The organism is Rubrivivax sp. JA1026, from assembly GCF_011065555.1.
In the GTDB taxonomy this organism is placed as follows: Bacteria; Pseudomonadota; Gammaproteobacteria; order Burkholderiales; family Burkholderiaceae_C; genus Rubrivivax; species Rubrivivax benzoatilyticus.
In genome coordinates this window covers 104,224-129,445 of sequence record NZ_JAALCQ010000009.1, presented here as the reverse complement: position 1 = coordinate 129,445, position 25,222 = coordinate 104,224, and the positions used below count along the sequence as shown (strand labels likewise).

The following is a 25,222-nucleotide window of genomic DNA, read 5'->3' as shown; positions in this document are numbered from 1 at the left end:
GGGCTGCTGCATCATCGCGCCGGCGGGGCGACCCGACAGCCGCCGGACACGCCACTGTCGCGTCGCTGTCGCCGTCTGTCGTGGCGCTGACGTCGCGCGCCGCCGCCGGGACGGGCAAGCTGAAGCCGTCGATTGCAGGGACACACGATGCTGGTTCAGAAACTGAGGATCCAACGCGGCTGGTCGCAGCAGCAGCTCGCCGAGCTGAGCGGCCTGAGCGTGCGCACCATCCAGCGCATCGAGCGCGGCCAGCCGGCCAGCGCGGAAACCCTGAAATCGCTGGCGTCGGTCTTCGAGATCGACTTTTCAGTGCTGATGCCGGCCGACGCGCCGGCGCCCGAACCGGAGACCGCGATGGCCGCCGAAACCCTGCCCCCGCCCGCCGCCCCGCCCGCCACCACCGCGTCGGCCGACGCCGCCCGCCTCAGCGCCGAGGAACGCCTGGCGCTGCGCCACGTGCGCCGCCTGCGCGCGTTCTACGGCCAGCTGGCGAGCTACGCCGGGGTGATGCTGATGCTGCTGGCGATCAACCTGCTGACGACGCCGGGTTATCTCTGGGTCGTGTGGCCGGCGCTGGGCTGGGGCATCGGTCTGGTGGTTCAGGCCGCAGGCGTCTGGGGCCCGTCTCGTTTCCTCGGCCCGGAATGGGAGCGCCGTCAGATCGAGAAGCGCCTGGGCCGCCCGCTCTGAGCCGTCACCACGGCGTCACGCCGGCCGGCGACGATGCCGGTCCATGCAGACGGCGCCCCCCTCCCCGCCCGACGCCCGAGACGGCGCCGCGGACGGCGTGCCACTGCGGGTGCGCACGGCCTGGATCTCCGACATCCACCTCGGCACGCCCGGCTGCCAGGCGCAGGCGCTGCTCGCCTTCCTGCGTGACCTGGAGTGCGAGACGCTGTACCTCGTCGGCGACATCGTCGACGGCTGGCAGTTGAAGCGCAGCTGGTACTGGCCGCAGGCCCACAACGACGTCGTGCAGAAGATCCTGCGCAAGGCGCGCAAGGGCACACGCGTGGTCTTCGTGCCCGGCAACCACGACGGTTTCGCGCGCCGTTACGTCGAGCTGAGCTTCGGCGGCGTCGAGGTCGTCGAGGACTGCCTGCACGAGACCGCCGACGGCCGCGTGCTGTGGGTCACCCACGGCGACCTGTTCGACGGCATCGTGCAGCACGCGCGCTGGCTGGCCCACGTCGGCGACGCCGCCTACACGCTGGCGCTGGAACTGAACCGCTGGTTCAACCGCGCCCGCGAGCACTTCGGCCTGCCGTACTGGAGCCTGTCGGGCTACCTGAAGCACAAGGTCAAGCGCGCGGTCAGCTACATCGACGACTTCGAGACCGTGCTCGCGCACGAGGCGCGCCGGCGCGGCGCGCACGGCGTCGTCTGCGGCCACATCCACCACGCCGAGATCCGCACGATCGACGGCGTGCTCTATTGCAACGACGGCGACTGGGTCGAGAGCCTGACGGCGCTGGTCGAACACGCCGACGGCCGGCTGGAGATCGTGCGCGGCGGCAAGCGCCTGCAGCTGACGGCGCTGCCGGCGCCCGCCGAGACCCTGCCCGAGGCCGAGCCGGTCGCCTGACGCTGCTCAGGCGGGCAGCGCCTCGGCGATGGCGGCGGCGGCCGCCGGCGCGCGGCGCGAGCGCAGCAATTCGTCGAAGACCTGCAGCACCTCGGCGGCACCGCGGTTGTCCACCCAGCGCACACGCGCCTGGTACTGCGGCAGGCGCTGCAGCAGCTCGGCCATCGCGCCGGGCAGCTCGCGCAGCGAGCCCACCGCCAGCCCCAGGCCCAGCTCGCGCAGCCACTGCACGTTGTAGCGTTCCTGCGGCAGCGTCGACGCGTTCTCGAAGGTCAGCACCGGCAGGCCGAGCTGCACCGCCTCGCTGATCGAACCCGGCCCCGGCTTGCCGACGAAGACGTCGGCCAGCTGCAGCACACGCGGCACGTTCTGCGTGAAACCCAGCGCGACATGCGGCGCCGCGCGGCGCAGCGCCGCCAGCTCGGCCTGCAGCGCGCTGTTGTGGCCGCACAGCAGCACCAGCTGCACGTCGCCCAGCGCGCGCGCGATCTTCAGCATCTGGCGCGAGCCATGGCCGCCGAACATCACCGCGGCCACCGGGCGATCGGGGACCAGCCCGAGCGCGGCACGTTCGGCGCGCCGGTCCAGCGCCTGCGGGTGGTGGAAGGCCGGCCGCAGCACCATGCCCGAGACGTGGTGCAGCCGCGACGCCGGCACGCCGGCGGCGCGCGCCTGCTCGGCCGCGCGCGGCGTGCCGCAGACCAGGTGCTGCTGGACCCGCGGCTCGATCCAGAAGCGCGGCGGGTGGTCGGCCAGATCGGTCATCACGGTGACGAACGGCAGGCCGCTGCAGGTCGCCTGCACCGACTCGGCGAGCACCCGGTTGAAGTTCGGCACCACCGAGACCACCAGGTCGGGCCGGCTGGCCAGCCAGTGGCGGCGCAGCGCGGCGAGCATCGGCCGGTGGGCCAGCCGGATCAGGCCCTGCAGCAGCTTGAGCTCGTGCGCCAGCCCGGCGGTCCAGCCGCGGCGCAGGCGCAGGTTGTAGTAGTCCTCGGGCTCGAAGCCGGTCAGGCGCTGGAAGCTCGCGCCCGGGTCCAGCACGCGCACCAGGTTGACCGGGCGCAGCGTCCACGGCCGGCCCTGTTCCTGGGCCGTCTCCTGCAGCGCCTGCACCGCGGCCCGGTGGCCGCCGCCGGCGTTGAAGTAGACGAGGTCGATCGTCGTCATGGCCGCATGCTGGGGCCGCGGCGTGACGCGGCGGTGACGGTCACGAAAGCGCCACGCGGCGGGCGCAGAGTGGCCACGGGGAGAACACCGACCGATGGACCGTACCACCGACGCCAACGCCACCACCCGCGAAGCCGCCGCCTCCGGCCCCTGGGACCATCCGGCCTGCGAGGCCCTGATCGCCGAGCTGCAGGTGCTGCGCGAGTCGATGCTCGAACACGAGGCCCGGCTGGCGCCGCAGCTGGCCGCCGTCGACCCGGCCTACCGTGCCAGCGCCGCCAACCTCGCGCACTACCTGGCGCTGCGCCGCTACGACCTGCGCCGCGTGCAGCAGCGGCTGGCGGCGATCGGCCTGTCCTCGCTGGGCCGCGCCGAAACCCATGTGCTGGCCAACCTGGACCAGGTGCTGGGCATCCTGCACCGGCTCGTCGGCCACGAAGGGCGCCTGCCCGTCCGGCCCGAGCCCACCGGGCTCAGCGAAGGCGCGCGGCTGCTGGCCCGGCACACCGAGGCGCTGCTGGGCGCCGCACCGGCCGAACGCAGCGCCCGCATCATGGTCACGCTGCCCGGCGAGGCGGCCCACGACGACGCGCTGGTGGCCGCGCTGGTGGCCGCCGGCATGGACATCGCGCGCATCAATTGCGCCCACGACGACGCCGCGGCCTGGGTCGCGATGGCCGCGCGCGTGCGCCACCACGCCCGGCGCTGCGGCCGGCCGGTGCGTGTGCTGATGGACCTGGGCGGCCCGAAGCTGCGTACCGGCGCGCTGCGCGCCGGGCCGGCGGTGGTGCACCTGAAACCCGAACGCGACGCGCTCGGCCGTGTCGTCCAGCCGGCGCGCCTGGGCCTGCGCGCTGCCGGTGACGGCGCCGAGCTGCCCGGCGCCGCGCTGACGCTGGCCGTCGAGCGCGACTGGCTGGAAACGCTGGACGTCGGCGACCGCGTCGAGCTCGTCGACACGCGCGGCCGCCCGCGCCGCCTGCGGGTCGCCGAACGAGCCGCAGCCGGCGTGCTGCTGGAATGCCGCCGCAGCCTGTGGCTCGCCGACACGACCGACATCCGGCGTGCCGGCGACACGCACGGCGCCCGGCTGCAGGCGCTGCCGCGCGAGCCCGGGGCGCTGTGGCTGCAGCGCGGCACGCGGCTCGTGCTGCAGCCCGAGCGCGACGGCCACCCGGCCGACCCCGGCGCCACGCCGCCGGCCATCGGCTGCACGCTGCCGCAGGCGCTGGCCCAGGTGCGCAAGGGCGACCGCGTCTGGTTCGACGACGGCCATCTGGGCGGCGTCGTGCGCCGCAGCGGCACGCGCAAGGTGGAAGTCGAGATCACCCACGCCCGCGACGGCGGCCAGAAGCTCGGTGCCGACAAGGGCATCAACCTGCCCGACACCGAGCTCGACCTGCCGGCGCTGACGGCGCAGGACCTCGCCGACCTGCCGACGGTGGCCGCGCACGCCGACCTCGTCGGCCTGTCGTTCACGCAGTCGGCCGCCGACGTGCAGGCGCTGCGCGCCGCGCTCGCCGCCCTGCCCGGCCCGTCCCCGGCGCTGATGCTGAAGCTGGAGACGCGGCGCGGCTTCGAGGCCCTGCCCGAGATCCTGCTGGCGGCAATGGCCGGCCCGGCGGCCGGCGTGATGATCGCGCGCGGCGATCTGGCGGTGGAGTGCGGCTTCGAACGCCTGGCCGAGGTGCAGGAGGAGATCCTCTGGGCCTGCGAGGCCGCGCACCTGCCGGTGGTCTGGGCCACGCAGGTGCTCGAGGGCCTGGCCAAGACCGGCCAGCCCAGCCGCGCCGAGATCACCGACGCGGCGATGGCCGGCCGCGCCGAATGCGTGATGCTCAACAAGGGCCCGCACGTCGTCGACGCGATCCGCACGCTCGACGACATCCTGCGCCGCATGCAGGCCCACCAGGACAAGAAGCGGCCGCTGCTGCGCGCGCTGAAGTCCTGGGGCGCACCGGCGGTGGCGCCGCAGAAGCGGCCGCGGATGGTGCAGGTCAAATGACCGCCGGCGCTCGCGCCGGACAATCGCAGCCCGCGGCGGGCCGGCCCTCATCCCGGCCGACGGCCGAGCATCGATGGGCCCGCTTCAACACAACAGCCACGTCCTGTATCGCGTCGTCGAGGTCGTCCGCGGCGCCGACGGCCGGCTGCAGAAGATCCACGCCGCCTACCACGCCGACCTGGCCTACGTGCGCCGGCACGCGGCCTTCGTCGCCGAACGCACGCAGGCCGCGCGGCTGTACATCGCCGACCACACCGGCCAGGTCGTGCAGCGGCTGATCTGAGGCCGCACCGCCAGGCCGGCGAAGCGGCCTTGCGCTAGAGTCGCGGCCGCATCCGCGTGTCGCGGGTGCGGCAGCAGGACGACCTCGCTGAACCGGTTCGCAGGGGACGGCCCCGACACGCATGGAGTGCGTATGAACTGGTCTGCAACGATGTCGCCCACCACCCGCCGCGTGGTCCAGGCGATCCTGTACGAAATCGGCGCCGTGTCCTTCGTCGGGCCGGCGCTGAGCTGGGGCTTCGACCAGCCGGTGGGCGAGTCGCTGGCGCTGGCGCTGCTGATGTCGGCCATCGCGCTGGGCTGGAACTACGTCTTCAACGGGCTGTTCGAGGCCTGGGAGGCGCGCCAGGCGGTCAAGGGCCGCTCGGCCCGGCGCCGGCTGGTGCACGGCATCGGCTTCGAGGGCGGCCTGGCGATCCTGCTGGTGCCGCTGGCCGCCTGGTGGCTGCAGACGACGCTGCTCGCCGCGCTGCTGGCCGAGATGGTGCTGCTGGCCTTCTTCTTCGTCTACGCGATCGTGTTCACCTGGGCCTTCGACCGGGTGTTCGGGCTGCCGCGCTCGGCCGGCGGCGCGGCCTGAGGCGCCGCCGCCATGACCACCCGAGCCGGCCCCTCGTCCCTCCCCGTCGACTGACAAGGTGGCCGCAGCGCGACGCGTGTCACAGGCCGGCAGGACCTCGCCCCCTATACTGAGGGTTCGTTTTGTGTGCGTTTGCAACAGATGGCGCACCCTTCCGGCGACCCAGTGCCGACAGCGCCCAATCACCCAGAGAGAAGAACGACATGTCGAAGCTGCTTGACCTGATGCGAAAACTCGGAAGTGATGCCGCGCTGAACAGCGAATACGAAAAGGACCCGCAAGCGGTGATCCGCCGTTTCGGCCTGTCGGCGGAGGAAGGCGCGGCGCTGCTGGCGAAGGACTACGAGGCGATCAAGCGTCTCACCGGGCTGAAAGATGGGCAGTACACCATCAACCACACCGTACGCGCCTACGACCAGTAGCCTGACGCGAGCGTCGAGCACCTCCATGCGCCGCTGCCGGTCCGCCGCAGCGCTTTGGCTCGCGCTCGCGGGCCTGCCGGCGTTTGCCAACGGAGCGCTGGAGCCGCAGGTGGCCGAGATCGAGCGCCTGGGCGTTGCCGCCGACTGGCGCGACACCAACGCGAAGATCCAGGCGTTGTCGCCGCAGCTTCCGGCGCTGAGCCCGGAACAGCGCCAGCGGGTGGAGTTCGTGCGCCTGCGCATGCTGGTGGTGTCGGGCGACGAGCGCCTTGCGATCAACGGCTTCAACGCACTGCTGAAGGAGCCGCTGCCCCCGCCGCTGCGCGCACGAGCGTACGCCACCGCGATCAGCGCGGCAGCGAACGTCGAGGAGTGGACGCAGGCCTTCACATGGCTCGACGAGGCGCTCTCCCATCTGAGCGAGGCGCCGCAAGAGTCCGCCAGCCTGCTGGGCGTCGCCAGCTACCTGCACACGCTGGTCGGGGAGCCCGAGCGGGCGCACGAGCTCGCGATGCGCGCGCTGAACCTGGTCGAAAAGGGCACCGATCAACGCGCCCGATGCGTCGCGCTGAGCGACGTCGCGATGTCCGAGGACCATCGGCACCGCTATCGCGAGGCCGAACGCTGGCGCCGGCGCCAGATCGAGGCCTGCAAGCTCGCGGGCGACAGGATCTTCACCGCCAATGCCAAGTACGGCATCGCGAAGATGGCCGCGGCACAGGGACGCCACGTCGAGGCCGCGGCATGGGCCGAGCAGGCGCTGGCGGAGTTCGGCAGTGCCGGCTTCACCGTCGGCGAGTGGACCGCGCGGGTGATGCTCGCCGGCAGCCTGGTCGGGGCGGGCCGCGACCTCGAGCGCGCCGAACGGCTGCTGACCGACACCCTGCGCCACTACCGCGGCCTGAAGCACCAGAACGCGATTGCCGAAACCGAACACCACTTGGCGCTGCTGGCCGAGAAGCGCGGCGACCCCGCCGGCGCGCTGGCGCACTACAAGCAGGCCAGCGAGGCGACCGCGAAAGCCGAGAGCGATGCACGCCAGCGCCGGGTGGCCTTCCTGCAGGTGCAGTTCGACACCCGCCTGAAGGAGCAGCAGATCGCGCTGCTGGAAGCCGAGAAGCAAGTGGCCGCGCTGCAGGTCACCGCCGCGCAGCGCCGGCAGTGGCTGCTGTGGGTCGGCGTCGGCGGGCTGGCGCTGGTCGCGATGCTGCTGACGCTGCTGCTGCGGCGTGCGTTCGTCGAGCGCCGGCGCTACCGCTGGCAGTCCGAGCACGACGGCCTGACCGGCCTCTACAACTACCAGCAGGTGCGCAAGCTCGGCGAGGCGGCGTTCGCCGCGGCACGCCGACGCGGGCAGCCGTTCACCGCGATAGTCGCCGACGTCGACCGCTTCAAGGGCGTCAACGACCACTTCGGGCACGCCGCCGGCGACGCGGCGCTGCGTTCGCTGGGCGGGTGGATCGCCGAGGTGGTGGGCGCGCGCGGCATCGCCGGGCGCAGCGGCGGCGACGAGTTCACGATCCTGCTGAAGGACGACGCGGCGCAGGCCGAGGCGCTGCTGCGGCAGCTGCGCGAGCGCATCGAGCCGATCGAGGTGTTCGGCAAGACCGTGCACTTCAGCATCAGCTCCGGCGTCTGCGAAGCCGGCGAGGGCATCGAGACCTTGGAGCAGCTGGTGCACGAGGCCGACCAAGCCCTGTATCGCGCCAAGCACAGCGGGCGCAACCGCATCGTGCGTGCCGGCGGCGACGAGCCCCCCAAGAGCCGGCAGGCCGGCCTGGTGGTGGTGGGCAGCGGCATCGATTTCGGCCGCCACGCCAGCGAGCGCTGCCTGTCCGAGATCCGCGAGGCCGAGGTCGTGTTCTGCCTGGTGAATCCGGTCGCGCTGGCGATGATCTGCAGTTTCCGTCCGGACGCGATCAACCTCGGCGTGCACTACGCCCCCGGCAAGGACCGGCGCGAGACCTACCGCGAGATCGACGACCGGATCATGGCCGAGGTTCGTGCCGGCCGGCGCGTCTGCGCGGTGTTCTACGGCCACCCGGGCGTGTTCGCCGACGTGCCGCATCGCGTGGTGCGCCAGGCGCGTGCTGAAGGCATCCCGGCGCGCATGGAGCCGGGCATCTCGGCCGAGGCCTGCCTGTACGCGGACCTCGGGCTGGACCCGGGCCGGCGTGGCGTGCAGTCGATGGAGGCCACCCATCTGATGGTCTACGACCGCCAGCTCGACAGCGCCGGCCTGGTGCTGCTGTGGCAGGTGGCCCTGGCCGGCGACCTGAGCTGCACGCGTTTCCACGCCGAGCGCGACGGGCTGAAGGCGCTGGTGGACCGGCTGCTGCGCTGGTATCCGCCGGAGCACGAGGTCATCCTGTACGAGGCGGCGTGGCTGCCGATCGAGCAGCCGCGCATCGAGCGCCTGGCCTTGCGCGACCTGCCCGACGCGCGGTATGCCGAGTACACGACGCTGGTGATCCCGCCGCTGGGCCCGCTCGAACCGGCCCCGGCCGTCATGACGTCCGAGCCGCGCGCAACCGCGGACAGCCCCACCGAGGCCTGCTGAGCACGCGGCGCCGGCCGCCGCGGCCGTGCCGCCCGGCCGGCCGATCCCGTGCAGAAGTCACTGCGCCCCGCGGCGCGCGCGGCGCCGCGCCGTGCCGAGCGGCGTGCCGCACAGGATGATCCGGGGTCGCCGGGCGCCGAGGGTGCCGCGCCGGGCCCCTTTTCTGCGCCGCCCCGCACCCAACCGATGAACGCCCCCGATGCCCCGCCCGGCGCCGGCACGGCCAGCGGCCGGGCCCATGCCCTGCCGCTGCGGCTGCTGCTGCGTTTCGCCGATCCGGTCTTCGAGCAGCGCTTCGTGCGCCACTACGTCGCCTATTACTTCCGCTTCGCCCAGGCCAGCCTGGTGCTGGGGCTGGTGCTGGTCATCGGCGACTACCTCGTCGACCTCGTCGTGCACCACGGCGGCGGCGCCAACCTGCTGCGCCTGACACTGGCCGTGCCGGTGCTGCTGGCCGGGCTCGGCTACTCGCTGCAGCCGCGCTGGCGCCGCCACTGGCAGCCGGTGATGGCCGGCTTCATCGTCACCGCGGCGCTGTGCCTGTTCCTGATACTGGTGCGGCTGGACGCCGAAGGCGGCGCCGGGCTGACGTCCTGGGTCGGGGTGCTCAACTTCACCTTCCTGCAGTTCTATTGCTTCGTCGTGCTGGGCGTGCAGTTCCGCCACGCGCTGGTCTCGGGCCTGCTGATCCTGGCGGCCTTCGAGTACGCGCTGTGGCAGCACGCCGGCCTGCCGGCGCCCGAGGCGGCGTACGGCACCTACCACGTGCTGACGGTCTTCGTGCTGGCCGCTGGCATCGGCTGGTGGCGCGAGTACGTGCTGCGGCGCGAGTTCATGGCACGCGCCGCGCTCGACGACTCGCGCGCCGCCGCCGAGCTGCGGGCCCAGCTGCTGGCGCACTACGACGAGATCACCGGCCTGCCCAACCGCCGCCTGTTCGGGGAGCTGGCCGTCGCGGCGCTGGAGCGCGCGCGCCGCACCGGCACCGGCTGCGCCGTGCTGCACGCCCAGATCGACCGCTTCGGCAGCGTCACCGACGTCTACGGCCGAGGCCAGGGCGACGCGGTGCTGAACGTCGTCGCCCAGCGCGTGCGCACGACGATCCGCGGCGGCGACCTCGCCGCCGTCGGCACGGCAGGCGACGAGTCCGGCGTCGTGGCGCGCCTGGGTGACAACGCCTTCTCGGTGCTCGTCACCGATCTGGACAGCCAGCAGCGCGCCTCGGCGGTGGCGCAGCGGCTGCAGGCGGTGATCGGCCAGGCCATCGAGGTCGACGGCGCGCCGCCGGCGCAGCCGCTGCTGCTGTCGGCCAGCGTCGGCATCGCGATGTTTCCAGGCGACGCGCAGGACGTGGCCGGCCTGATGCGCTGCGCCGAGCTGGCGGCCCGCGCGGCACGGGCGGCCGGCGGTGCGCAGCACGCGTTCTTCGACGCCGAGCTCAACGCCCGCTCGCGCGCGCGGGCGCTGCTGGAAGCCGAGCTGCGCCAGGCCCTGGAGGCCGGCCAGTTCGTGCTGCACTACCAGCCCAAGGTCGACGTGCGCAGCGGGCGCATCGTCGGCGCCGAGGCCCTGGTGCGCTGGCAGCACCCCGGACGCGGCCTCGTCGAGCCGGGGCGCTTCATCCCGCTGGCCGAGGAGATCGGGCTGATCCTGGCGCTGACCGAGCAGGTGCTGCAGGCCGCGTGCAGCAGCCTGCGCCGCTGGGCCGATGCCGGCCGCCGGCCGCTGCCGCTGTCGGTCAACCTGCCGGCCAGCAGCCTCGCCGACCGCCGGCTGCCCGGCCGCCTGGGCGAGCTGACGCGCGCCCACGGTCTGGCCCCGTCCAGCCTGGTGCTGGAACTCACCGAGACGATGCTGATGCACGACGTGGACGCGGCCATCGAGGTGCTGGGCGAGCTGAAGGCGCGCGGCTTCGGGCTCTCGCTGGACGACTTCGGCACCGGCTACTCGTCGCTGAGCCACCTCAAGCGCCTGCCGATGAGCGAGCTGAAGATCGACCGCGCCTTCGTCACCGACGTCGCGCAAGGCGGCCCCGACGCGGCGCTGGCCGTGGCGATCATCACGCTGGGCAAGGAGCTCGGCCTGCAGGTCGTGGCCGAGGGCGTGGAGACGCCGGCGCAGTCGGCCTTCCTGAAGGCGCGGGGCTGCACGCTGCAGCAGGGCTATCTGTTCTCGCGGCCGCTGCCGCGCGAAGACTTCGAGCGCCTGCTCGACGAGGGCTGCGGCCCCCGGGTCGCGCACGCCAGCGCGGCCTGAGCCGGCGCCAGCGGCACCGACGTGAAAACGCCCCGCCACAGGATGTGGCGAGGCGTCGGTGTTGGCATCGGCCATGCCGGGTGACGGGTTCCCGTGAGTCGCCCAGTGTCGCGACCGGTTTCGCACGCCGATGCCGGCATTGTGGGCGGCCCGTGTGTCGGCCGTGTGTCAGCGGCGGCCGTTCAGGGCTGCCAGCGGCCGCGCTGGTGCACCAGCACGCGCTCGCCGCGCGTGACCAGCAGCTCGCCGGACTCGGAGACGCGGTAGACGGTGTCGCCGTTGCGGAACTCCCAGCCGATGAAGCGGCAGGGCGTGACGCCGTCGGCGCAGCGCGTGTGCAGCGCGCGGCCGTCCAGCGTGATGCCCAGCCCGCTGCGGCGGCTGACACCGTGGTAGCCGACCTCGGTGCACGCGACCTCGCCCTCCGGGCAGCGCGGCTCGATCGTCACGCGGTAGCCCGGCGTCAGCAGCGTCTGCGCGGACACGCCGACCGCCATGCAGCCGGCCGCGCCGGCGAGCGCGGCGGCGACAGCGGGGCGGTGAAGGCGTTTCATGGCGGGCCGGCGGCACCACTGTAGCGCCGCCGGCCCGGGGCCTCAGCGCTGCGCCGGACGGGCCGACGGCGGCACGGCCATGTGCTCGTCGACGGCGTCGAGCACGGCCTCGGGCTCCTGCGCCTGGGCCACGGTCTCGCCGTCGAGCTGGCGGCGCATGCGTTCGCCGTCCAGGCCGCCGGTCCACTTGGCGACGACCAGCGTCGCGACGCCGTTGCCGATCAGGTTGGTCAGCGCACGCGCCTCGGACATGAAACGGTCGATGCCCAGGATCAGCGCCAGCCCGGCGACCGGCACGTGGCCGACGGCCGACAGCGTGGCCGCGAGCACGATGAAGCCGCTGCCGGTGACGCCGGCGGCGCCCTTGGAGGTCAGCAGCAGCACCAGCAGCAGCGTCAGCTGCTGGGTCAGCGTCATCGGCGTGTCGGTGGCCTGGGCGATGAAGACCGCGGCCATCGTCAGGTAGATCGAGGTGCCGTCGAGGTTGAACGAGTAGCCCGTCGGGATCACCAGGCCGACGACCGACTTGCGCGCGCCCAGGTTCTCCAGCTTGGCCATCATGCGCGGCAGCACCGACTCCGACGACGAGGTGCCGAGCACGATCAGCAGCTCTTCCTTGATGTAGCGGCAGAACTTCCAGACCGAGAAGCCGTGCGCGCGCGCGATGGCGCCGAGCACGACGAAGATGAACAGCAGGCAGGTGGCGTAGAAGGTGGCCATCAGCGCGCCCAGCGAGGCCAGCGTGCCGATGCCGTACTTGCCGATCGTGAACGCCATCGCGCCGAACGCGCCGATCGGCGCGACCTTCATGATGATGCCGACGATGCCGAACAGCACGTGGCTGGTCTTCTCGATGAACTCGAAGACCATCGAGCCGCGGCCGCCGAAACGGTGCAGCGCGAAGCCGAACAGCACCGAGAAGAACAGCACCTGCAGGATCTCGCCCTTGGCGAAGGCGTCGACGACGGTGGTCGGGATCACGTGCAGCAGGAAGTCGACCGTGCCCTCCATCTTGCCGGGGCCGGTGTAGGCCGCCACGGCCGCGGTGTTCAGCGTCGCCGGGTCGACGTGCATGCCGACGCCGGGCTGCACGATGTTGATGATGACCAGGCCGATGACCAGCGCGATCGAGCTGACGATCTCGAAGTACAGCAGGGCCAGGCCACCGGTGCGGCCGACCTGCTTCATGTCTTCCATGCCGGCGATGCCGACGACGACGGTGCAGAAGATGATCGGCGCGATGATCATCTTGATCAGCTTGATGAAGCCGTCGCCCAGCGGCTTCATCGCGGCACCGGTTTCCGGCCAGAAGTGGCCTAATGTGATGCCAACGGCAATTGCAATAAGTACTTGTACGTACAGGGAACGGTAAAAGGGTCGATTAGCGCTGTTCGAATTCACTGACATCTCCCCGCAACGACAACTCGCGCGGAAATGTCATTGTCGCATTAGGGCATTCCCGAATCGTGGAAACCCTGAATGCGACGTTCCTGCGAACGAATGCGCGGGCGGTGGACGCCGCCGGCCGGAAGCCTCAGCGGCAGCGGCAGCCCAGGCGCCGCATCAGCGCGCGGGCTTCGGCGCGGCTGGACTCGGCGTGCTCGCCGCGCAGCACGCCGTGCTCGTCGAAGTGGCGCGCCTCGAGCAGCGGGATCAGCGCCGCCAGTTCGTCCGGCGCGACTCCGACCAGCAGCACCTCGGGCAACCCGGCCAGCGCCTGCTTCAGGCGGCGGGCGATCACGCGGTACTCCAGCGGGTGCAGCAAGGCCTCCCCGCAGTCCATGTCGCCGAGGCGGCGGGCGAGGTCGAGGACGTAGAGACGGCGGGCGGCAAGTGCGGTCATCGGGGCGGGGCCGGGTGGCAGGAGATCGGCCGTTAGGATGGCGCAGCAGGCCCGCCTGCGATCGGTGCAAGAACGGGCGACAAGCCCTTCACTTCGTGCTCAAGCCGCGCGGCGTGTCGCCGCTCGGCACCAACGGGGGACGGCAAGCCCCCGCAGCGGCACCGCATCCCCTCCCGATCGGGGTTCGTCGGGGGGCTGTCACGGCGGATGGCCTGCGCCGCGTTACGCTCACGCACCACGTCCACCCTGCCCGCCATGTTCGTCACGCGCGTCCCCACGACCCCGATCGCCGGCATGAAGCCCGGCACCAGCGGCCTGCGCAAGAAGGTCGCCGAATTCGCCCGCCCGCACTACGTCGAGAACTTCGTGCAGTCGGTGTTCGACGCCGTGCGCCCGCCCACGGGCTTCGCCGGGCTGACGCTGGTCGTCGGCGGCGACGGCCGCTTCCACAACCGCGAGGCGATCCAGACGGTGATCCGCATGGCCGCGGCCAACGGCTTCGCCCGCGTCGTCGTCGGTGCCGGCGGCATCCTGTCGACGCCGGCGGCGTCCTGCGTGATCCGCGCCCACCAGGCTTTCGGCGGCCTGATCCTGTCGGCCAGCCACAACCCCGGAGGGCCCGACGGCGACTTCGGCATCAAGTTCAACACCGCCAACGGCGGCCCGGCGCCCGAGCGCGTCACCGACACGATCCACGCCCGCACGCTGGCGATCACCGAATACCTGACGGTCGACGCCGACGACCTCGACCTCGACACCCCGGGCACGCGCACGCTGGGTTCGCTGGCCGTCGAGGTCGTCGACCCGGTGGCCGACTACCTGGCACTGATGCAGCGCCTGTTCGACTTCGACGCGCTGCGCGCCTTGTTCGCCGGCGGCTTCCGGCTGCGCTTCGACGCGATGCACGCCGTCACCGGGCCGTACGCGCACGCGATCTTCGAACGTGAACTCGGCGCGCCGGCCGGCACGGTGATCCACGGCACGCCGCTGCCCGACTTCGGCGGCCACCACCCCGACCCCAACCTCGTGCACGCCAAGGCGCTGTACGACGAGATGATGGGCGCCGACGCGCCCGACCTCGGCGCCGCCTCCGACGGCGACGGCGACCGCAACCTGATCATCGGCCGCGGCATCTTCGTCTCGCCGTCGGACTCGCTGGCGATGCTGGCGGCCAACGCGCGCTGCGCACCGGCCTACGCCCAGGGCCTGGCCGGCGTCGCGCGCTCGATGCCGACCAGCGCCGCCGTCGACCGCGTCGCCCAGGCGCTGGGCATCCCCTGCCACGAGACGCCCACCGGCTGGAAGTTCTTCGGCAACCTGCTCGACGCCGGCCGCATCACGCTGTGCGGCGAGGAGAGCGCCGGCACCGGCAGCGACCACGTGCGCGAGAAGGACGGCGTCTGGGCCGTGCTGCTGTGGCTGAGCATCCTCGCCAAGCGTCGCCAGAGCGTGCGCGAGATCGCCGAGGCGCACTGGGCCACCTACGGCCGCCACTACTACACCCGCCACGACTACGAGGACGTCGAGGTCGAGGCCGTGCACGGCCTGCTCGACGCGCTGTCCGATCGCCTGCCGCGCCTGCCCGGGCTGACGATCGCCGGCCGCCGCATCGTGCTCGCCGACGACTTCGCCTACACCGACCCGGTCGACGGCAGCGTCTCGCGCCACCAGGGCCTGCGCATCGGTTTCGGCGACGGCTCGCGCATCGTCTACCGGATGTCGGGCACCGGCACCAGCGGCGCGACGCTGCGCGTCTACATCGAACAGTACGAGCCCGACCCGGCACGCCACGGGCTCGATCCGCAGGCGGCGCTGGCGCCGCTGATCACCCTGGCCCGCGACATCGCGGGCATCCCGGCGTGGACCGGCCGCGAAGCGCCGGACGTCATCACCTGAGACCTCTCTCCATGCGTTTTCCCCGTCGCAGCGGCGTGCTGCTGCACCCCACTTCCCTGCCCGGCCCGCACGGCTCGGGCGACTTCGGCGCCGGCGCCTACCACTTCGTCGACTGGCTGGCCGTCGGCGGCCAGAAGCTCTGGCAGATCCTGCCGCTGGGCGGCATCGGCCCGGGCAATTCGCCGTACATGAGCAGCTCGGCCTTCGCCGGCAACGTGCTGCTCGTCGACCTCGACGACCTCGCGCAGCACGGCTGGCTGGAGCCGGGCGAGCTGGCGCCGCCGCCCGGCGCTGACGAGCACCAGGTGAACTTCGAGGCCGTCGTGCCGTTCCGAATGGACCGGCTGGCGCGCGCAGCGGGCCGTTTCGCCGCCTCGGCGAGCGCCGCCGACCGCGCCGACCTGGCCGAGTTCAAGGCCGCCAACGCCGACTGGCTGGACGACTACGCGCTGTTCATGGCGCTGGCCGAAACCCACCCGGGCCGCTGGACCGAGTGGCCGGCGCCGCTGGCGCGGCGCGAGAAGAAGGCCCTGGCCGCGGCGCGCCAGCAGCACGGCGAACGCGTGGACTTCTGGACCTTCTGCCAGTGGCGCTTCTTCCGCCAGTGGGGCCGGCTGCGCGCCTACGCCCACACCCGCGGCGTGCAGATCGTCGGCGACGCGCCGATCTTCATCGCCCACCACAGCGCCGAGGTCTGGGCGCGGCCGGAGCTGTTCATCCTCGATGAACGCGGCGAGCCCAGCGTCATCGCCGGCGTGCCGCCCGACGGCTTCTCGGCCACCGGCCAGCGCTGGGGCAACCCGCTGTACCGCTGGGAGGCGCACGCTGCCGAAGGCTTCGCCTGGTGGATCCAGCGCATCAAACGCGGCTTCGAGCTCGTCGACCTGCTGCGCATCGACCATTTCCGCGGCTTCGCGGCCTACTGGGAGATCCCGGCCAGCGAGCCGACGGCGGTCAACGGCCGCTGGGTGCCGGCACCGGGCGAGGCGCTGTTCGAGGCCATCGCCGCGGCGCTGGGCGAGCTGCCGGTCATCGCCGAGGACCTGGGTGTCATCACGCCCGACGTCGACGCGTTGCGCAAGCGTTTCGCCTTCCCCGGCATGCGCATCCTGCAGTTCGCCTGGGGCGAGGACATCAACGCCGAGCGCCGTTTCCTGCCGCACCGCTACGAGCCCGACACCGTCGTCTACACCGGCACGCACGACAACGACACGACCGTCGGCTGGTACGCCAGCGCCAGCGAGGCCTCGCGCAACCACCTGCGCGAGTACCTGGCCACCGACGGCCGCACGCCACACTGGGACCTGATCCGCTGCGCCTGCGCCAGCATCGCCGACACCGCGATCTACCCGATGCAGGACGTGATGGGCCTGGACGGCCGCCACCGGATGAACTTCCCCGGCACCGGCCGCGGCAACTGGGGCTGGCGCTTCGTCTGGAGCGACGTGCCCTCCGAAGCCGCAACGAGGCTGCACCGCATGGCCCAGCTCTACGACCGGTTATGACGGCCCCCGGCCGCCTGGCGGCCGCCCCCCGAGGGGGCTCCGAGCCCGACCGGGCGACCCGGATCGGGTTCGGCACGCTTGCCTACGCCGCTCCCCCTGAGCGCCTGCGGCGCTCGGTCCCCGAGGGGCTGGCCGCTGCGTGCAGCCTGCGGCGAGAAGTTCCAGTGCAGGACGCACGATGACATTCCCGCCGCTCGGCCGCCTGGGCCACCACCGGCTGGCCGACGGCCGTTCGGCCTTCCGTGTCTTCGCGCCGGAGAAGCTGGCGCTGCGCATCGTCTTCGACGACGGCCGCGCGCCGCTGGTGCTGCACAGCGACGCGCTGGGCTACTGGAGCGCGGCCACCGAGGCGCTGCCGGCCGGCACGCGCTACCGCGTCGAGGTCGACGGTGCCGCCTGGCCCGACCCGGCTTCGCGCAGTCAGCCGGACGGCGTGCACGGGCCGAGCGAGGTCGTCGACATCGCCCCGGCGGCCAGCCCCGGCTGGCGCGGCGTCGAGATCGAGGACGCGGTGATCTACGAGCTGCACGTCGGCACGTTCACGCCCGAAGGCACGCTGGTGGCAGCCACCCAGCGCCTGGGCCATCTGGCGGGCCTGGGCGTCAACGTCGTCGAGCTGATGCCGCTGGCGGCCTTCCCCGGCGAACGCAACTGGGGCTACGACGGCGTGCAGCCGTTCGCGCTGCACGCGGCCTATGGCTCGTGGGCCGAGCTGCGGCAGTTCATCGAGCAGGCGCACGCCCTGGGCATCGCGGTGCTGCTGGACGTCGTCTACAACCACTTCGGGCCCGAAGGCAACTACAGCGGCCGGTTCGCGCCCTACACGCGCGCCGCGGCCACGCCCTGGGGTGCGGCGATCAACTTCGACGGCGAGTACGCCTACGGCGTGCGCGAGTACTTCGCCGAGAACCTGCGTTTCTGGATCGAGGACGTCGGCTTCGACGGCGTGCGCCTGGACGCGGCCTCGGAGATCCACGACAACAGCCCGGTGCCCATCGTGCGCGAGCTGAGCGAGCTGGCGCGCGAGATCGGCCGGCGCCAGCGCCGCACCGTGCTGACCATCGCCGAGCACCTGCGCAACAACGCGCGCGTCACCGCCGCCGACGGCCTGGGCTGCGACGCGCAGTGGAACGACGACCTGAACCACGCGCTGGTGGCCTGGCTGACCGGCGAACGCTGGCGCCACTACGCGAGCTTCGGCCGCTTCGAGGACGTGGTCACGGCGCTGGCGCGCGGCTGGGTGCTCGACGGCACGCGGCTGGACCGCTTTCGCCGCCACTTCACCGGCAGCGACCCGGCGTCGACGCTGCCGCGTGAACACGTCGTGCACGTGCAGAACCATGATCAGGTCGGCAACCGCCCCGGCGGCGAACGCCTGGCGGCGCTGGTCGGCCCCGAGCGCGCGCTGCTGGCCGCAGTGGCGATGTTCGCCAGCCCTTTCGTCCCGATGCTGTTCATGGGCGAGGAATGGGGCGAGACGGCGCCCTTCCTGTTCTTCGAGGACTTCGGCGACCGCCGCGTCGTGCGCGGCGTGCGTGCCGGGCGCCGTGCCGAGAACGGCTTCGTGCCGGGGTTCGACCCGCCCAACCCGCACGCGCGTTCGACCTTCCTCGCCGCCAAGCTGCGCTGGCAGCGCGCCGCGACACCCGAGGGCCGCTTCGTGCTGGAGCGCTACCGCACGCTGATCGCCCTGAAGCGCGCCGGGGACCTGGGCCCACGCGAACGCGGCGCCGTGCAGGTCGCCGGCGACGCGGCGACGAAGCTCGTGCGCCTGGCCGCACCGCGCACGCTGACCTGGCTGAACCTCGGGCCCGACGAGCAGGCCATCGCCGTGCCCGAAGGCTGGACCGAGGTGCTGTGCAGCGCGCCGACACGCACGCCGGGCCGGCTGCCGGGCCATGCGGCGATCGTCTTCCGCGCGGGCGCCTGAGCCCCGGACGGCGGCCGCCGCACGCCGCGATCAGTTGACGACGATCTTCACCGTCGTCGTGGTTGCCGCGCCGCGCGCATCGGCAACGCGCACCGTCACCGCCCAGTTGCCGCGCACCGGCTTGGCCCAGCTCAGGCGGCCGTCCGCGCTCAGCGTCAGGCCGGCCGGCACGCTGCCGCTGAACGCGAAGCTCAGCGCGTCGCCGTCGGGGTCACGCGCCAGCATCTGGACGGAGAAGGCGAGGTTGGCCGTCGTCGTGATGCTGAGGCTGCCCACCGTCGGCGCGCTGTTGGGCTTGCTGACGACGAGGGTCATCGTCGCCACCGAGGACGCACCGGACGGATCGGTGGCACGCACGCCGAGCTTGTAGCTGCCGGCGACCGGCGCCGCCCAGCTCATCAGGCCGGTGCTGCCGATGGTCATGCCCGACGGCACGCCCGAGATCAGCTCGTAGCGCAGCGCATCGCCGTCGGCATCGCTGGCCGTCACCTGGCCGGTCCATCGGGTGCCGGCCACGGCGGTGTAGCTCTTGGCCGTGACGACTGGCGCGCGATTGGCCGGCTTGACGGTCAGCGCGTAGACGCCCGAGGCCGAGCCGCCGGCGTTCGTCGCCGTGACGCGGATGCCGTAGCTGCCGGCCACCGGGGCCGGCCAGCTCAGCACGCCGGCGCTGCTGATCGTCAGCCCCGCCGGCTGGCCGGTGAGCGTGTAGCGGATCGCCACGCCCGACGGCCCGGTGACGCCGGTGGCGGCGCTGAAGGCCGTGCCGACACGGGCGCTGAACGTGCCGCCCGGCACGACCGGCAGCGCGACCTGCTGGGCCTTGACGGTCAGCGAGATGGCGCGCTGGCTCGTCTGGCCGAAGGGATCACGCGCGGCGACCGTCAGCGAGTGGCTGCCCAGCACCGGCGCGCTCCAGGTCACGACGCCGGCCGAGGACACCGTCAGCCCGCTCGGGCCGGAGACCAGCGCGAAGCTCAGCGTGTCGCCGTCGCCGTCGGTCGTCGGCAGCGGCTTCGAGTAGGCGGTGCCGGCCATCGCTTCGGGCAGCGAGGCCGGCAGCGTGTCGGGGGCGCTGTTGACGCGCAGCGAAACGGTGTTGCGCGCCGTCACGCCCGACGGCGAGGTCGCGGTCACGGCGAACGAGATCAGCCCGGCGGAAGCTGGCGCGGTGAAGACCAGCGTGTCGGCCGTGCGGCCGGAGACGATCGTCGCCGCGCTCCCGCTGGCCTGCTGCCAGGCGTAGCTGTAGCCGCTGCCCGACGGCACCGCGGCTTTCAGCGTCGCCGACGCGCCACGGGCCACCAGGCCGGCCTGCACGCCGTTGCTGCCGGTCGTGACGCCGGCCGTCGGCGTGATCGTCACCAGCGGCGCGGCCAGCGTCGCCAGCGAGCCCGAGGCGTCCAGCAGGCCGGCGCCGCAGCGGCCGGCGGTGGTGCAGAAGGTGCCCGCCGGGAACGGCCGCGCGCCCGACAGCAGCGCCGAGCGCACCTGCGCCGGCGTCAGCGACGGCGTGTAGGCCAGCAGCAGCGCCGCGGCGGCCGAGACGTGAGGCGTCGCCGCCGAGGTGCCGGCGAAGTAGCGCGCCGGCGTGTAGCCGACGAAGCTGCTGCTGCCATCGACGCCCGAGGCGATCGTCGGCGTCGTGTCGCAGCCGGCGGTGGCCTGGCGGCACTGGCCGCCGCCCGGCGCGGTGATCGCCACCTGCGACGAGTAGTTCGAGTAGCTCGCCAGGTCGCCGGTGGCCGTGGCCGCGGCCACCGCGATGACGCCGCTGCAGCTGGCCGGCGCGTTGATCGTCGCCGCGCCGTCGTTGCCGGCGGCGGCGATGACGACGATCCCGGCCGCGTTGGCCAGGTTGATCGCGTCCTGCATGTAGCTCGGGCAGCTGGTGCCGCCACCCAGGCTCAGGTTGATGACCTTGGGCCGCACCGACGGTGCCGGGATGCCGGCAAAGCTGCGCCCGGCCAGCCAGGCGATCGCGTCCGAGGTGTCGGACAGCCAGCCGCCGCACTGGCCGAGCACACGCACCTGCTGGATGCGCGCACCCGGCGCGGCGCCGGCGATGCCGTAGCCGTTGTCGGCAATGGCCGCGATCTGCGAGGCCACCGCGGTGCCGTGCCAGCTGCTCGCGCTGCCGCTGCTGGGGCAGGCGTCGCCGGGGTCGGTGGGGTCGGCGTCGCGGCCGCCGCCGTCGGCGCCGGTCGTGGTGTCGGAGACGAAGTCGTAGCCGGCGAACTGGCGGCTCTGCAGGTCCGGATGCGCCGTCATGCCGGTGTCGAGCACCGCGACGACGACGTCGTTGCCGGTCGTGTACGGCCAGGCGGCGACGAAGTTGCCGGCACCGGCCTTGGCCGCAGGCGAGCCCAGCGCCCACTGCATCGAGAAGTAGGTGTCGTTGCTCGTCGCCGCGACGCGCACGTCGGGCTCGGCCGACAGCACTGCCGGGTCCCGTGCCATGCGCAGCGCCATCGCGCGCAGCTCGTGTGCGTCGACGGCGTCGCGGGTCTCGTAGACCGCGGCGCTGGAGCCCGTCGTGCGCAAGGTCTTCAGCCGCACGCCGGCGCGCGTGGCCATCGAGCTGGCACGCTGGGACATCGTCGCGGCCACCGCTTCGGGCGACACGCCAGCGGCCTGCACCACCGGCTTGTAGCGCACGACGATGCGGCCGACGTCCTGGGCCCAGGCGCCACCGGCGCATGCCGCCAGCAGGCCCACGGCCAGGCCACGCAGGATGATCGTTCGGGGAGAGACGGGTCGCTGCATCGGCCGCTCGTGACGTTCGGGACACAAAGGCGCGGCCTGACACCCGGGCGACGGCCCGTGACGGCAACCCCGCTGGCGTAGGCGTTGCCGCCCGTAGCCCGGAAGCTTTGCGTCCCCGGCTTTCGCCGGGTTTGCCCATCGGCCGCCTCGCGGCGGCCGGCTCACGGCCCGGGCGACTGCCCGAGCCGGCGGCGCGAGTGTCTCGCGGCCGCGTCCTGCGCGGAAGCCGTCGGCACCAGCGCGTTCAAAAGAACGCGAAAAACGGCGCACATCCGGCGATCACGCCGCGCCGCGCGTCAGGCCGGCGCCTGACGCTCCACCCAGGCCAGGAAGGCGTCGAGCCAGCCCTGGACGAAACGCCGCGTGCGCTCGTCCGCCAGGCTGCCGTCGACGGCGAAGAACCCGTCCCTGGCCTGCAGATAGACCTCGGGCTGGGTCAGCGTCGGCATCGCCAGGTAGGCGAGCACGTTGCGCAGGTGCTGCTGCGCCAGCGCCGTGCCGATGGCGCCGATCGACACGCCGACGACACCGGCCGGCCTGCCGGCCCAGACGCTCTGGCCGTAGGGCCGCGACGCGTGATCCAGCGCGTTCTTCAGCACGCCCGGGATCGAACGGTTGTATTCCGGCGTCACGAAGATCACGCCTCGGCAGGCGGCGATCCGGGCCTTGAAACGGCGCACGGCCTCGGCGGGAGAGGCGTCGTCGTCCTGGTCGTACAGCGGCAGGTCGCCGATCTCGACGATCTCCAGCTGCCAGGGCGCGGGCGCCATCGTCGCCAGCGCCTGCGCCAGACGGCGGTTGAAGGAGTCGCGACGCAGGCTGCCGACGACCAGACCGATGCGGTGGGATTCGCTCATCGAGGACCTCCAGGTTCAGGCATTGGCCGCATCCGGCGCACGCTGGCGGCGGATGCCCAGCGGCAGCGCCGGAGCGCCGCCGTCCTTGCCGGCGCCGGCGTAGACGGTCAGGTGCGGGTACGGGATCTCGATGCCGCGCTCGTCGAAGGCCCGCTTGAGCCGGCGCAGGAACTCGCGCCGCACCTCCCACTGGGCCAGCGGCGCGACCTTGAAACGCACGCGCAGCGTCACCGCGCTCTCGTCCCAGCGTTCGACGCCGGCGATCTCCAGGTCCTCGAGGATGCGCGCGGCGAAGCGTTCGTCGGCCCGCAGCCCGGCGGCGACCTCGCGCACCACGGCGCAGACCTCGTCGAGGTCCTCGCGGTAGGCGATGCGCAGATCGGCCACCGAGAACGCGAAGTTGCGGCCGCGGTTGGTCACCGTCGTGATCAGGCTGTTGGGCACGAAGTGCACGTTGCCGTCGTAGTCGCGCAGCCGCACGTGGCGCAGCGTCATGTCCTCGACGAGGCCGCCGATGCCGGCGATCTCGACCACGTCGCCGGTGCGCAACTGGTCCTCGAACAGGATGAAGAAGCCGGTGAAGTAGTCCTTGACCAGCGACTGCGCGCCGAAGCCAACGGCGATGCCGACGACACCGGCCGCGCCCAGGATCGGCGCCAGTGAGATGCCGACCTCGGCCAGCACCGTCATCGCCGCCAGCGCGCCGACGACGATGCCGATCAGGTAGCGCGCGACGCGGTTGATGGTGTGGGCGCGCCGCACCGCGTCGCCCTCCAGGCGCTGGCTGAAGCGGGCGTTCATCAGCCGCACCAGGCGCTGCAGCAGCCTCGCCGCCAGCCAGGCGGCCAGCAGGATCAGCACGATGCGCAGGCCCGAACGCAGCGGTTCGTTCCAGCGCCCGAAGTCCAGGTCGCTCAATGCGGCAGTCCACGAGAAATCCACGCGGTTCATCCTCCTTGGGGGGTACGCCTCACGCCGGGCGCGAGCCGACTCTACGGGCAGGGCCAAAGCCCCCACCCGTCGGCCGGCCGGCCGCGGCGCCGGCATCACCCGCGCTCACGCGGCCGGCACTTGCCAGGCAGGCCCGGTCGATGAAAGCATTGGGCAATGCCCGACAACGTCCTGCCTGCCCGCGGCCGCCGCCTCCGCAGCCCGGCCCCGTGCAGGCCCCGCGGCGCCGGGCGCGCGGCGCTGCCGGCGGCCTGGCTCGTCTGCCTCGCGCTCGGCGGCTGCGCCGGCCTGGCGCGCGAGCCCGCAGACCGGCCGGATGCCCAGGCCACCACCGAGCCGGCCGAGTCGGCGCCGGTGCTGGTGCTGCGCGTGGCGGCCCCCGAGACCGTGCGCGCGCTGCTCGAGCAGCAGCTCGACCTCGCCCGCCTGCCGGCACTGGCCCAGGGCCGGCGGCCCTCGGCTCGCGAGGTCGAACGCCTGATTGCCGCCGCCCCGGAGCAGGTGCAGTCGCTGGTCGAGACCGAAGGCTTCTTCACGCCGACGATCACGATCGAACGCTACCCCGGCGACCCGCCGGTGGTGCTGGTGCGCGTCGAGCCCGGCCCGCGGGCCCGGGTTCGCGGCCTGAAGATCGAGATCAACGGCCCGCTGGCCGAGGCGCGTGCGCTTGGCGAAGCCGAGGCCGTCGACGGCGACGCCGCGCTGCGCGAGGACTGGCCGCTGGACCCCGGCGAGCCGTTCCGCAACGAGGAGTGGGCGGCCGCCAAGCGCTCGGCGCTGGCGCGGCTTCGCGCGCTGGGCTACGCACGTGCCGAATGGGTGTCGACGCTGGCCCGCGTGGACGCGACGGCGCACCGCGTCGACCTCGAACTGGTGGCTGACAGCGGGCCGCTGTTTCGCACCGGCGAGCTGCGCATCCGCGGGCTGCAGCGCCAGGACGAGGCCACGGTGCGCAACCTGGCCGGCTTCCGCGCCGGCACGCCGGCCACCGAGAAGCTGCTGCTCGACTTCCAGGAGCGGCTGCAGCGCTCGGGGCTGTTCACGACCGCCTCGGTGCAGCTCGACGCCCGCGCCGAGGACCCCGGCCGGGCGACGATCACCGTGCGCGTGGCCGAACGCGAGATCCAGGAGGCCACCTTCGGCCTCGGCGTCAGTTCCGAGGTCGGGCCGCGCGGCACCGTCGAGCACGTGCACCGCCGCGCCTTCGGCCAGGCGCTGACGGCACGCAACACCTTCGAGCTGGGCCGCGTGCGCCGCTCGTGGACCGGCGAGCTGAGCACCCACCCGCTGCCCGGGCTCTACCGCAACCTCGTCGGCGGCGCCGCCGAGCGCATCGAGTCCTCGACCGACATCGTCTCGTCGGTGCGTGCACGCCTGGGCCGGGCCCAGGAGACGCCGCGCATCGACCGCCTGCTCTACGTCGAGGCCGAACGTTCGGTGCGCCGCCTCGACGACGGCACACGCACCGACGCCGACGCGCTGAGCCTGCACTACCAGGGTGTCTGGCGCCGCGTCGACAACATGCTGCTGCCGACCGAGGGCTGGGTGTTCTCGGGCCAGGTCGGCGGCGGCCGCGCGCGTTCGGACCCCGGCGGCACCGGCCCCTTCGTGCGCGCCTGGGGCCGGCTGGCCGTCTACCAGCCGCTGGGCCGCTGGTACGGCACGCTGCGGCTGGAAGCCGGCGAGGTCTTCGCGCGTGACGACGTGCTGCCGCCGGAGTCGCTGCTGTTTCGCGCCGGCGGCGACGGCTCGGTGCGCGGCTACGAGTACCGTTCGCTGGCCCCGACCGACAACGGCATCGTCTCCGGCGGCAAGGTGATGGCCACCGCCAGCGCCGAGATCGCCCGGCCGATCCTGGCGCGCCTGCCGCAGCTCTGGGGCGCGGCCTTCGTCGACGCCGGCCGCGCCGCCGATCGCTGGCAGGGATACCGACCGGCGGTCGGTTACGGCGTCGGCCTGCGCCTGCGCAGCCCGATCGGCCCGCTGAGCGTCGACGTCGCACGCGGCCACGAGACCGGCAACGTGCGGCTGCACCTGAGCGTCGGCGTGACCTTCTGACG

General features: G+C 73.0%; 19 protein-coding genes and 1 riboswitch. Of the genes, 12 read left to right on the top strand and 7 right to left on the bottom strand.

Annotation, left to right across the window (positions count from 1 at the left end; translation table 11 throughout):
• The first annotated feature begins 147 nt into the window (after positions 1-147).
• Both G5B56_RS15520 and G5B56_RS15515 read left to right on the top strand, forming a co-directional pair.
• Positions 148-690, top strand: a complete 543-nt coding sequence (locus G5B56_RS15520) for a helix-turn-helix domain-containing protein (protein WP_164963821.1) — start codon at positions 148-150, stop codon at positions 688-690.
• Positions 691-733: 43 nt separating this feature from the next.
• Positions 734-1,585, top strand: coding sequence for a UDP-2,3-diacylglucosamine diphosphatase (locus G5B56_RS15515; protein ID WP_164963820.1), 852 nt, complete (start codon positions 734-736; stop codon positions 1,583-1,585).
• 6 nt (positions 1,586-1,591) lie between these two features.
• Here the strand turns inward: G5B56_RS15515 and G5B56_RS15510 are convergent, their stop codons facing one another.
• Positions 1,592-2,755 (bottom strand): glycosyltransferase, encoded by a 1,164-nt coding sequence (locus G5B56_RS15510; protein WP_164963819.1) that lies wholly within the window; start codon positions 2,753-2,755, stop codon positions 1,592-1,594.
• A gap of 94 nt (positions 2,756-2,849) precedes the next feature.
• Between G5B56_RS15510 and G5B56_RS15505 the strand changes: the two genes are divergently transcribed.
• The 6 genes from G5B56_RS15505 to G5B56_RS15480 all read left to right on the top strand — a co-directional run bounded on the left by G5B56_RS15505 (position 2,850) and on the right by G5B56_RS15480 (position 10,860).
• Complete coding sequence (locus tag G5B56_RS15505; RefSeq protein ID WP_164963818.1) at positions 2,850-4,760, top strand: pyruvate kinase; 1,911 nt, start codon at positions 2,850-2,852, stop codon at positions 4,758-4,760.
• A gap of 73 nt (positions 4,761-4,833) precedes the next feature.
• Positions 4,834-5,043, top strand: a complete 210-nt coding sequence (locus G5B56_RS15500) for a hypothetical protein (protein ID WP_009858363.1) — start codon at positions 4,834-4,836, stop codon at positions 5,041-5,043.
• Between the two features lie 150 nt (positions 5,044-5,193).
• Positions 5,194-5,622, top strand: coding sequence for a PACE efflux transporter (locus G5B56_RS15495; RefSeq protein WP_009858362.1), 429 nt, complete (start codon positions 5,194-5,196; stop codon positions 5,620-5,622).
• A 203-nt stretch (positions 5,623-5,825) separates the two neighbouring features.
• Positions 5,826-6,044 carry a hypothetical protein gene (locus tag G5B56_RS15490; protein ID WP_009858361.1) on the top strand — a complete coding sequence of 73 codons (219 nt, stop codon included), beginning with the start codon at positions 5,826-5,828 and terminating at the stop codon, positions 6,042-6,044.
• Positions 6,045-6,069: 25 nt separating this feature from the next.
• Positions 6,070-8,604 (top strand): diguanylate cyclase, encoded by a 2,535-nt coding sequence (locus tag G5B56_RS15485; RefSeq protein ID WP_164963817.1) that lies wholly within the window; start codon positions 6,070-6,072, stop codon positions 8,602-8,604.
• A 186-nt stretch (positions 8,605-8,790) separates the two neighbouring features.
• On the top strand, positions 8,791-10,860 hold the full coding sequence (locus tag G5B56_RS15480; protein WP_164963816.1) for a bifunctional diguanylate cyclase/phosphodiesterase: 2,070 nt from the start codon (positions 8,791-8,793) through the stop codon (positions 10,858-10,860).
• 182 nt (positions 10,861-11,042) lie between these two features.
• On the opposite strand, the gene G5B56_RS15475 is transcribed toward G5B56_RS15480, so the two are convergent.
• The 3 genes from G5B56_RS15475 to G5B56_RS15465 all read right to left on the bottom strand — a co-directional run bounded on the left by G5B56_RS15475 (position 11,043) and on the right by G5B56_RS15465 (position 13,257).
• Positions 11,043-11,414: a hypothetical protein gene (locus G5B56_RS15475; RefSeq protein WP_009856710.1), complete on the bottom strand. Its 372-nt coding sequence runs from the start codon at positions 11,412-11,414 to the stop codon at positions 11,043-11,045.
• Between the two features lie 42 nt (positions 11,415-11,456).
• Complete coding sequence (locus G5B56_RS15470; protein WP_164963815.1) at positions 11,457-12,821, bottom strand: dicarboxylate/amino acid:cation symporter; 1,365 nt, start codon at positions 12,819-12,821, stop codon at positions 11,457-11,459.
• Between the two features lie 127 nt (positions 12,822-12,948).
• The gene (locus tag G5B56_RS15465; protein WP_009856712.1) at positions 12,949-13,257 is read right to left on the bottom strand and encodes a hypothetical protein; all 309 of its coding nucleotides are present in this window, start codon (positions 13,255-13,257) and stop codon (positions 12,949-12,951) included.
• Positions 13,258-13,512: 255 nt separating this feature from the next.
• Here G5B56_RS15465 and G5B56_RS15460 point away from each other — a divergent pair, with 255 nt between their 5' ends.
• The 3 genes from G5B56_RS15460 to treZ all read left to right on the top strand — a co-directional run bounded on the left by G5B56_RS15460 (position 13,513) and on the right by treZ (position 18,588).
• Positions 13,513-15,153: an alpha-D-glucose phosphate-specific phosphoglucomutase gene (locus G5B56_RS15460; RefSeq protein ID WP_164963814.1), complete on the top strand. Its 1,641-nt coding sequence runs from the start codon at positions 13,513-13,515 to the stop codon at positions 15,151-15,153.
• Between the two features lie 11 nt (positions 15,154-15,164).
• Positions 15,165-16,658 (top strand): 4-alpha-glucanotransferase, encoded by a 1,494-nt coding sequence (gene malQ / locus G5B56_RS15455; protein WP_164963813.1) that lies wholly within the window; start codon positions 15,165-15,167, stop codon positions 16,656-16,658.
• Between the two features lie 178 nt (positions 16,659-16,836).
• Positions 16,837-18,588, top strand: a complete 1,752-nt coding sequence (treZ, locus tag G5B56_RS15450; protein WP_164963812.1) for a malto-oligosyltrehalose trehalohydrolase — start codon at positions 16,837-16,839, stop codon at positions 18,586-18,588.
• Between the two features lie 30 nt (positions 18,589-18,618).
• Here the strand turns inward: treZ and G5B56_RS15445 are convergent, their stop codons facing one another.
• From G5B56_RS15445 to G5B56_RS15435, 3 genes are all read right to left on the bottom strand, one after another.
• Positions 18,619-21,354 (bottom strand): S8 family serine peptidase, encoded by a 2,736-nt coding sequence (locus G5B56_RS15445; protein WP_164963811.1) that lies wholly within the window; start codon positions 21,352-21,354, stop codon positions 18,619-18,621.
• A gap of 59 nt (positions 21,355-21,413) precedes the next feature.
• Positions 21,414-21,500: riboswitch (cyclic di-GMP riboswitch) on the bottom strand.
• Between the two features lie 150 nt (positions 21,501-21,650).
• A complete protein-coding gene (locus G5B56_RS15440; protein ID WP_009856717.1) occupies positions 21,651-22,211 on the bottom strand; it encodes an NADPH-dependent FMN reductase in 561 nt (186 codons plus the stop codon).
• A gap of 15 nt (positions 22,212-22,226) precedes the next feature.
• Positions 22,227-23,162, bottom strand: coding sequence for a mechanosensitive ion channel family protein (locus G5B56_RS15435; RefSeq protein ID WP_164963810.1), 936 nt, complete (start codon positions 23,160-23,162; stop codon positions 22,227-22,229).
• 156 nt (positions 23,163-23,318) lie between these two features.
• Between G5B56_RS15435 and G5B56_RS15430 the strand changes: the two genes are divergently transcribed.
• Entirely contained in the window at positions 23,319-25,220 is a 1,902-nt protein-coding gene (locus G5B56_RS15430; protein WP_009856719.1) for an autotransporter assembly complex family protein, read from the top strand.
• Positions 25,221-25,222: the final 2 nt, after the last annotated feature.

Coding starts and splice junctions, on each gene's coding strand:
- G5B56_RS15520 (WP_164963821.1), top strand. CDS start 148: ATGCTGGTTCAGAAACTGAGGATCCAACGCGGCTGGTCGCAGCAGCAG.
- G5B56_RS15515 (WP_164963820.1), top strand. CDS start 734: ATGCAGACGGCGCCCCCCTCCCCGCCCGACGCCCGAGACGGCGCCGCG.
- G5B56_RS15510 (WP_164963819.1), bottom strand. CDS start 2,755: ATGACGACGATCGACCTCGTCTACTTCAACGCCGGCGGCGGCCACCGG.
- G5B56_RS15505 (WP_164963818.1), top strand. CDS start 2,850: ATGGACCGTACCACCGACGCCAACGCCACCACCCGCGAAGCCGCCGCC.
- G5B56_RS15500 (WP_009858363.1), top strand. CDS start 4,834: ATGGGCCCGCTTCAACACAACAGCCACGTCCTGTATCGCGTCGTCGAG.
- G5B56_RS15495 (WP_009858362.1), top strand. CDS start 5,194: ATGTCGCCCACCACCCGCCGCGTGGTCCAGGCGATCCTGTACGAAATC.
- G5B56_RS15490 (WP_009858361.1), top strand. CDS start 5,826: ATGTCGAAGCTGCTTGACCTGATGCGAAAACTCGGAAGTGATGCCGCG.
- G5B56_RS15485 (WP_164963817.1), top strand. CDS start 6,070: ATGCGCCGCTGCCGGTCCGCCGCAGCGCTTTGGCTCGCGCTCGCGGGC.
- G5B56_RS15480 (WP_164963816.1), top strand. CDS start 8,791: ATGAACGCCCCCGATGCCCCGCCCGGCGCCGGCACGGCCAGCGGCCGG.
- G5B56_RS15475 (WP_009856710.1), bottom strand. CDS start 11,414: ATGAAACGCCTTCACCGCCCCGCTGTCGCCGCCGCGCTCGCCGGCGCG.
- G5B56_RS15470 (WP_164963815.1), bottom strand. CDS start 12,821: ATGTCAGTGAATTCGAACAGCGCTAATCGACCCTTTTACCGTTCCCTG.
- G5B56_RS15465 (WP_009856712.1), bottom strand. CDS start 13,257: ATGACCGCACTTGCCGCCCGCCGTCTCTACGTCCTCGACCTCGCCCGC.
- G5B56_RS15460 (WP_164963814.1), top strand. CDS start 13,513: ATGTTCGTCACGCGCGTCCCCACGACCCCGATCGCCGGCATGAAGCCC.
- malQ (WP_164963813.1), top strand. CDS start 15,165: ATGCGTTTTCCCCGTCGCAGCGGCGTGCTGCTGCACCCCACTTCCCTG.
- treZ (WP_164963812.1), top strand. CDS start 16,837: ATGACATTCCCGCCGCTCGGCCGCCTGGGCCACCACCGGCTGGCCGAC.
- G5B56_RS15445 (WP_164963811.1), bottom strand. CDS start 21,354: ATGCAGCGACCCGTCTCTCCCCGAACGATCATCCTGCGTGGCCTGGCC.
- G5B56_RS15440 (WP_009856717.1), bottom strand. CDS start 22,211: ATGAGCGAATCCCACCGCATCGGTCTGGTCGTCGGCAGCCTGCGTCGC.
- G5B56_RS15435 (WP_164963810.1), bottom strand. CDS start 23,162: ATGAACCGCGTGGATTTCTCGTGGACTGCCGCATTGAGCGACCTGGAC.
- G5B56_RS15430 (WP_009856719.1), top strand. CDS start 23,319: ATGCCCGACAACGTCCTGCCTGCCCGCGGCCGCCGCCTCCGCAGCCCG.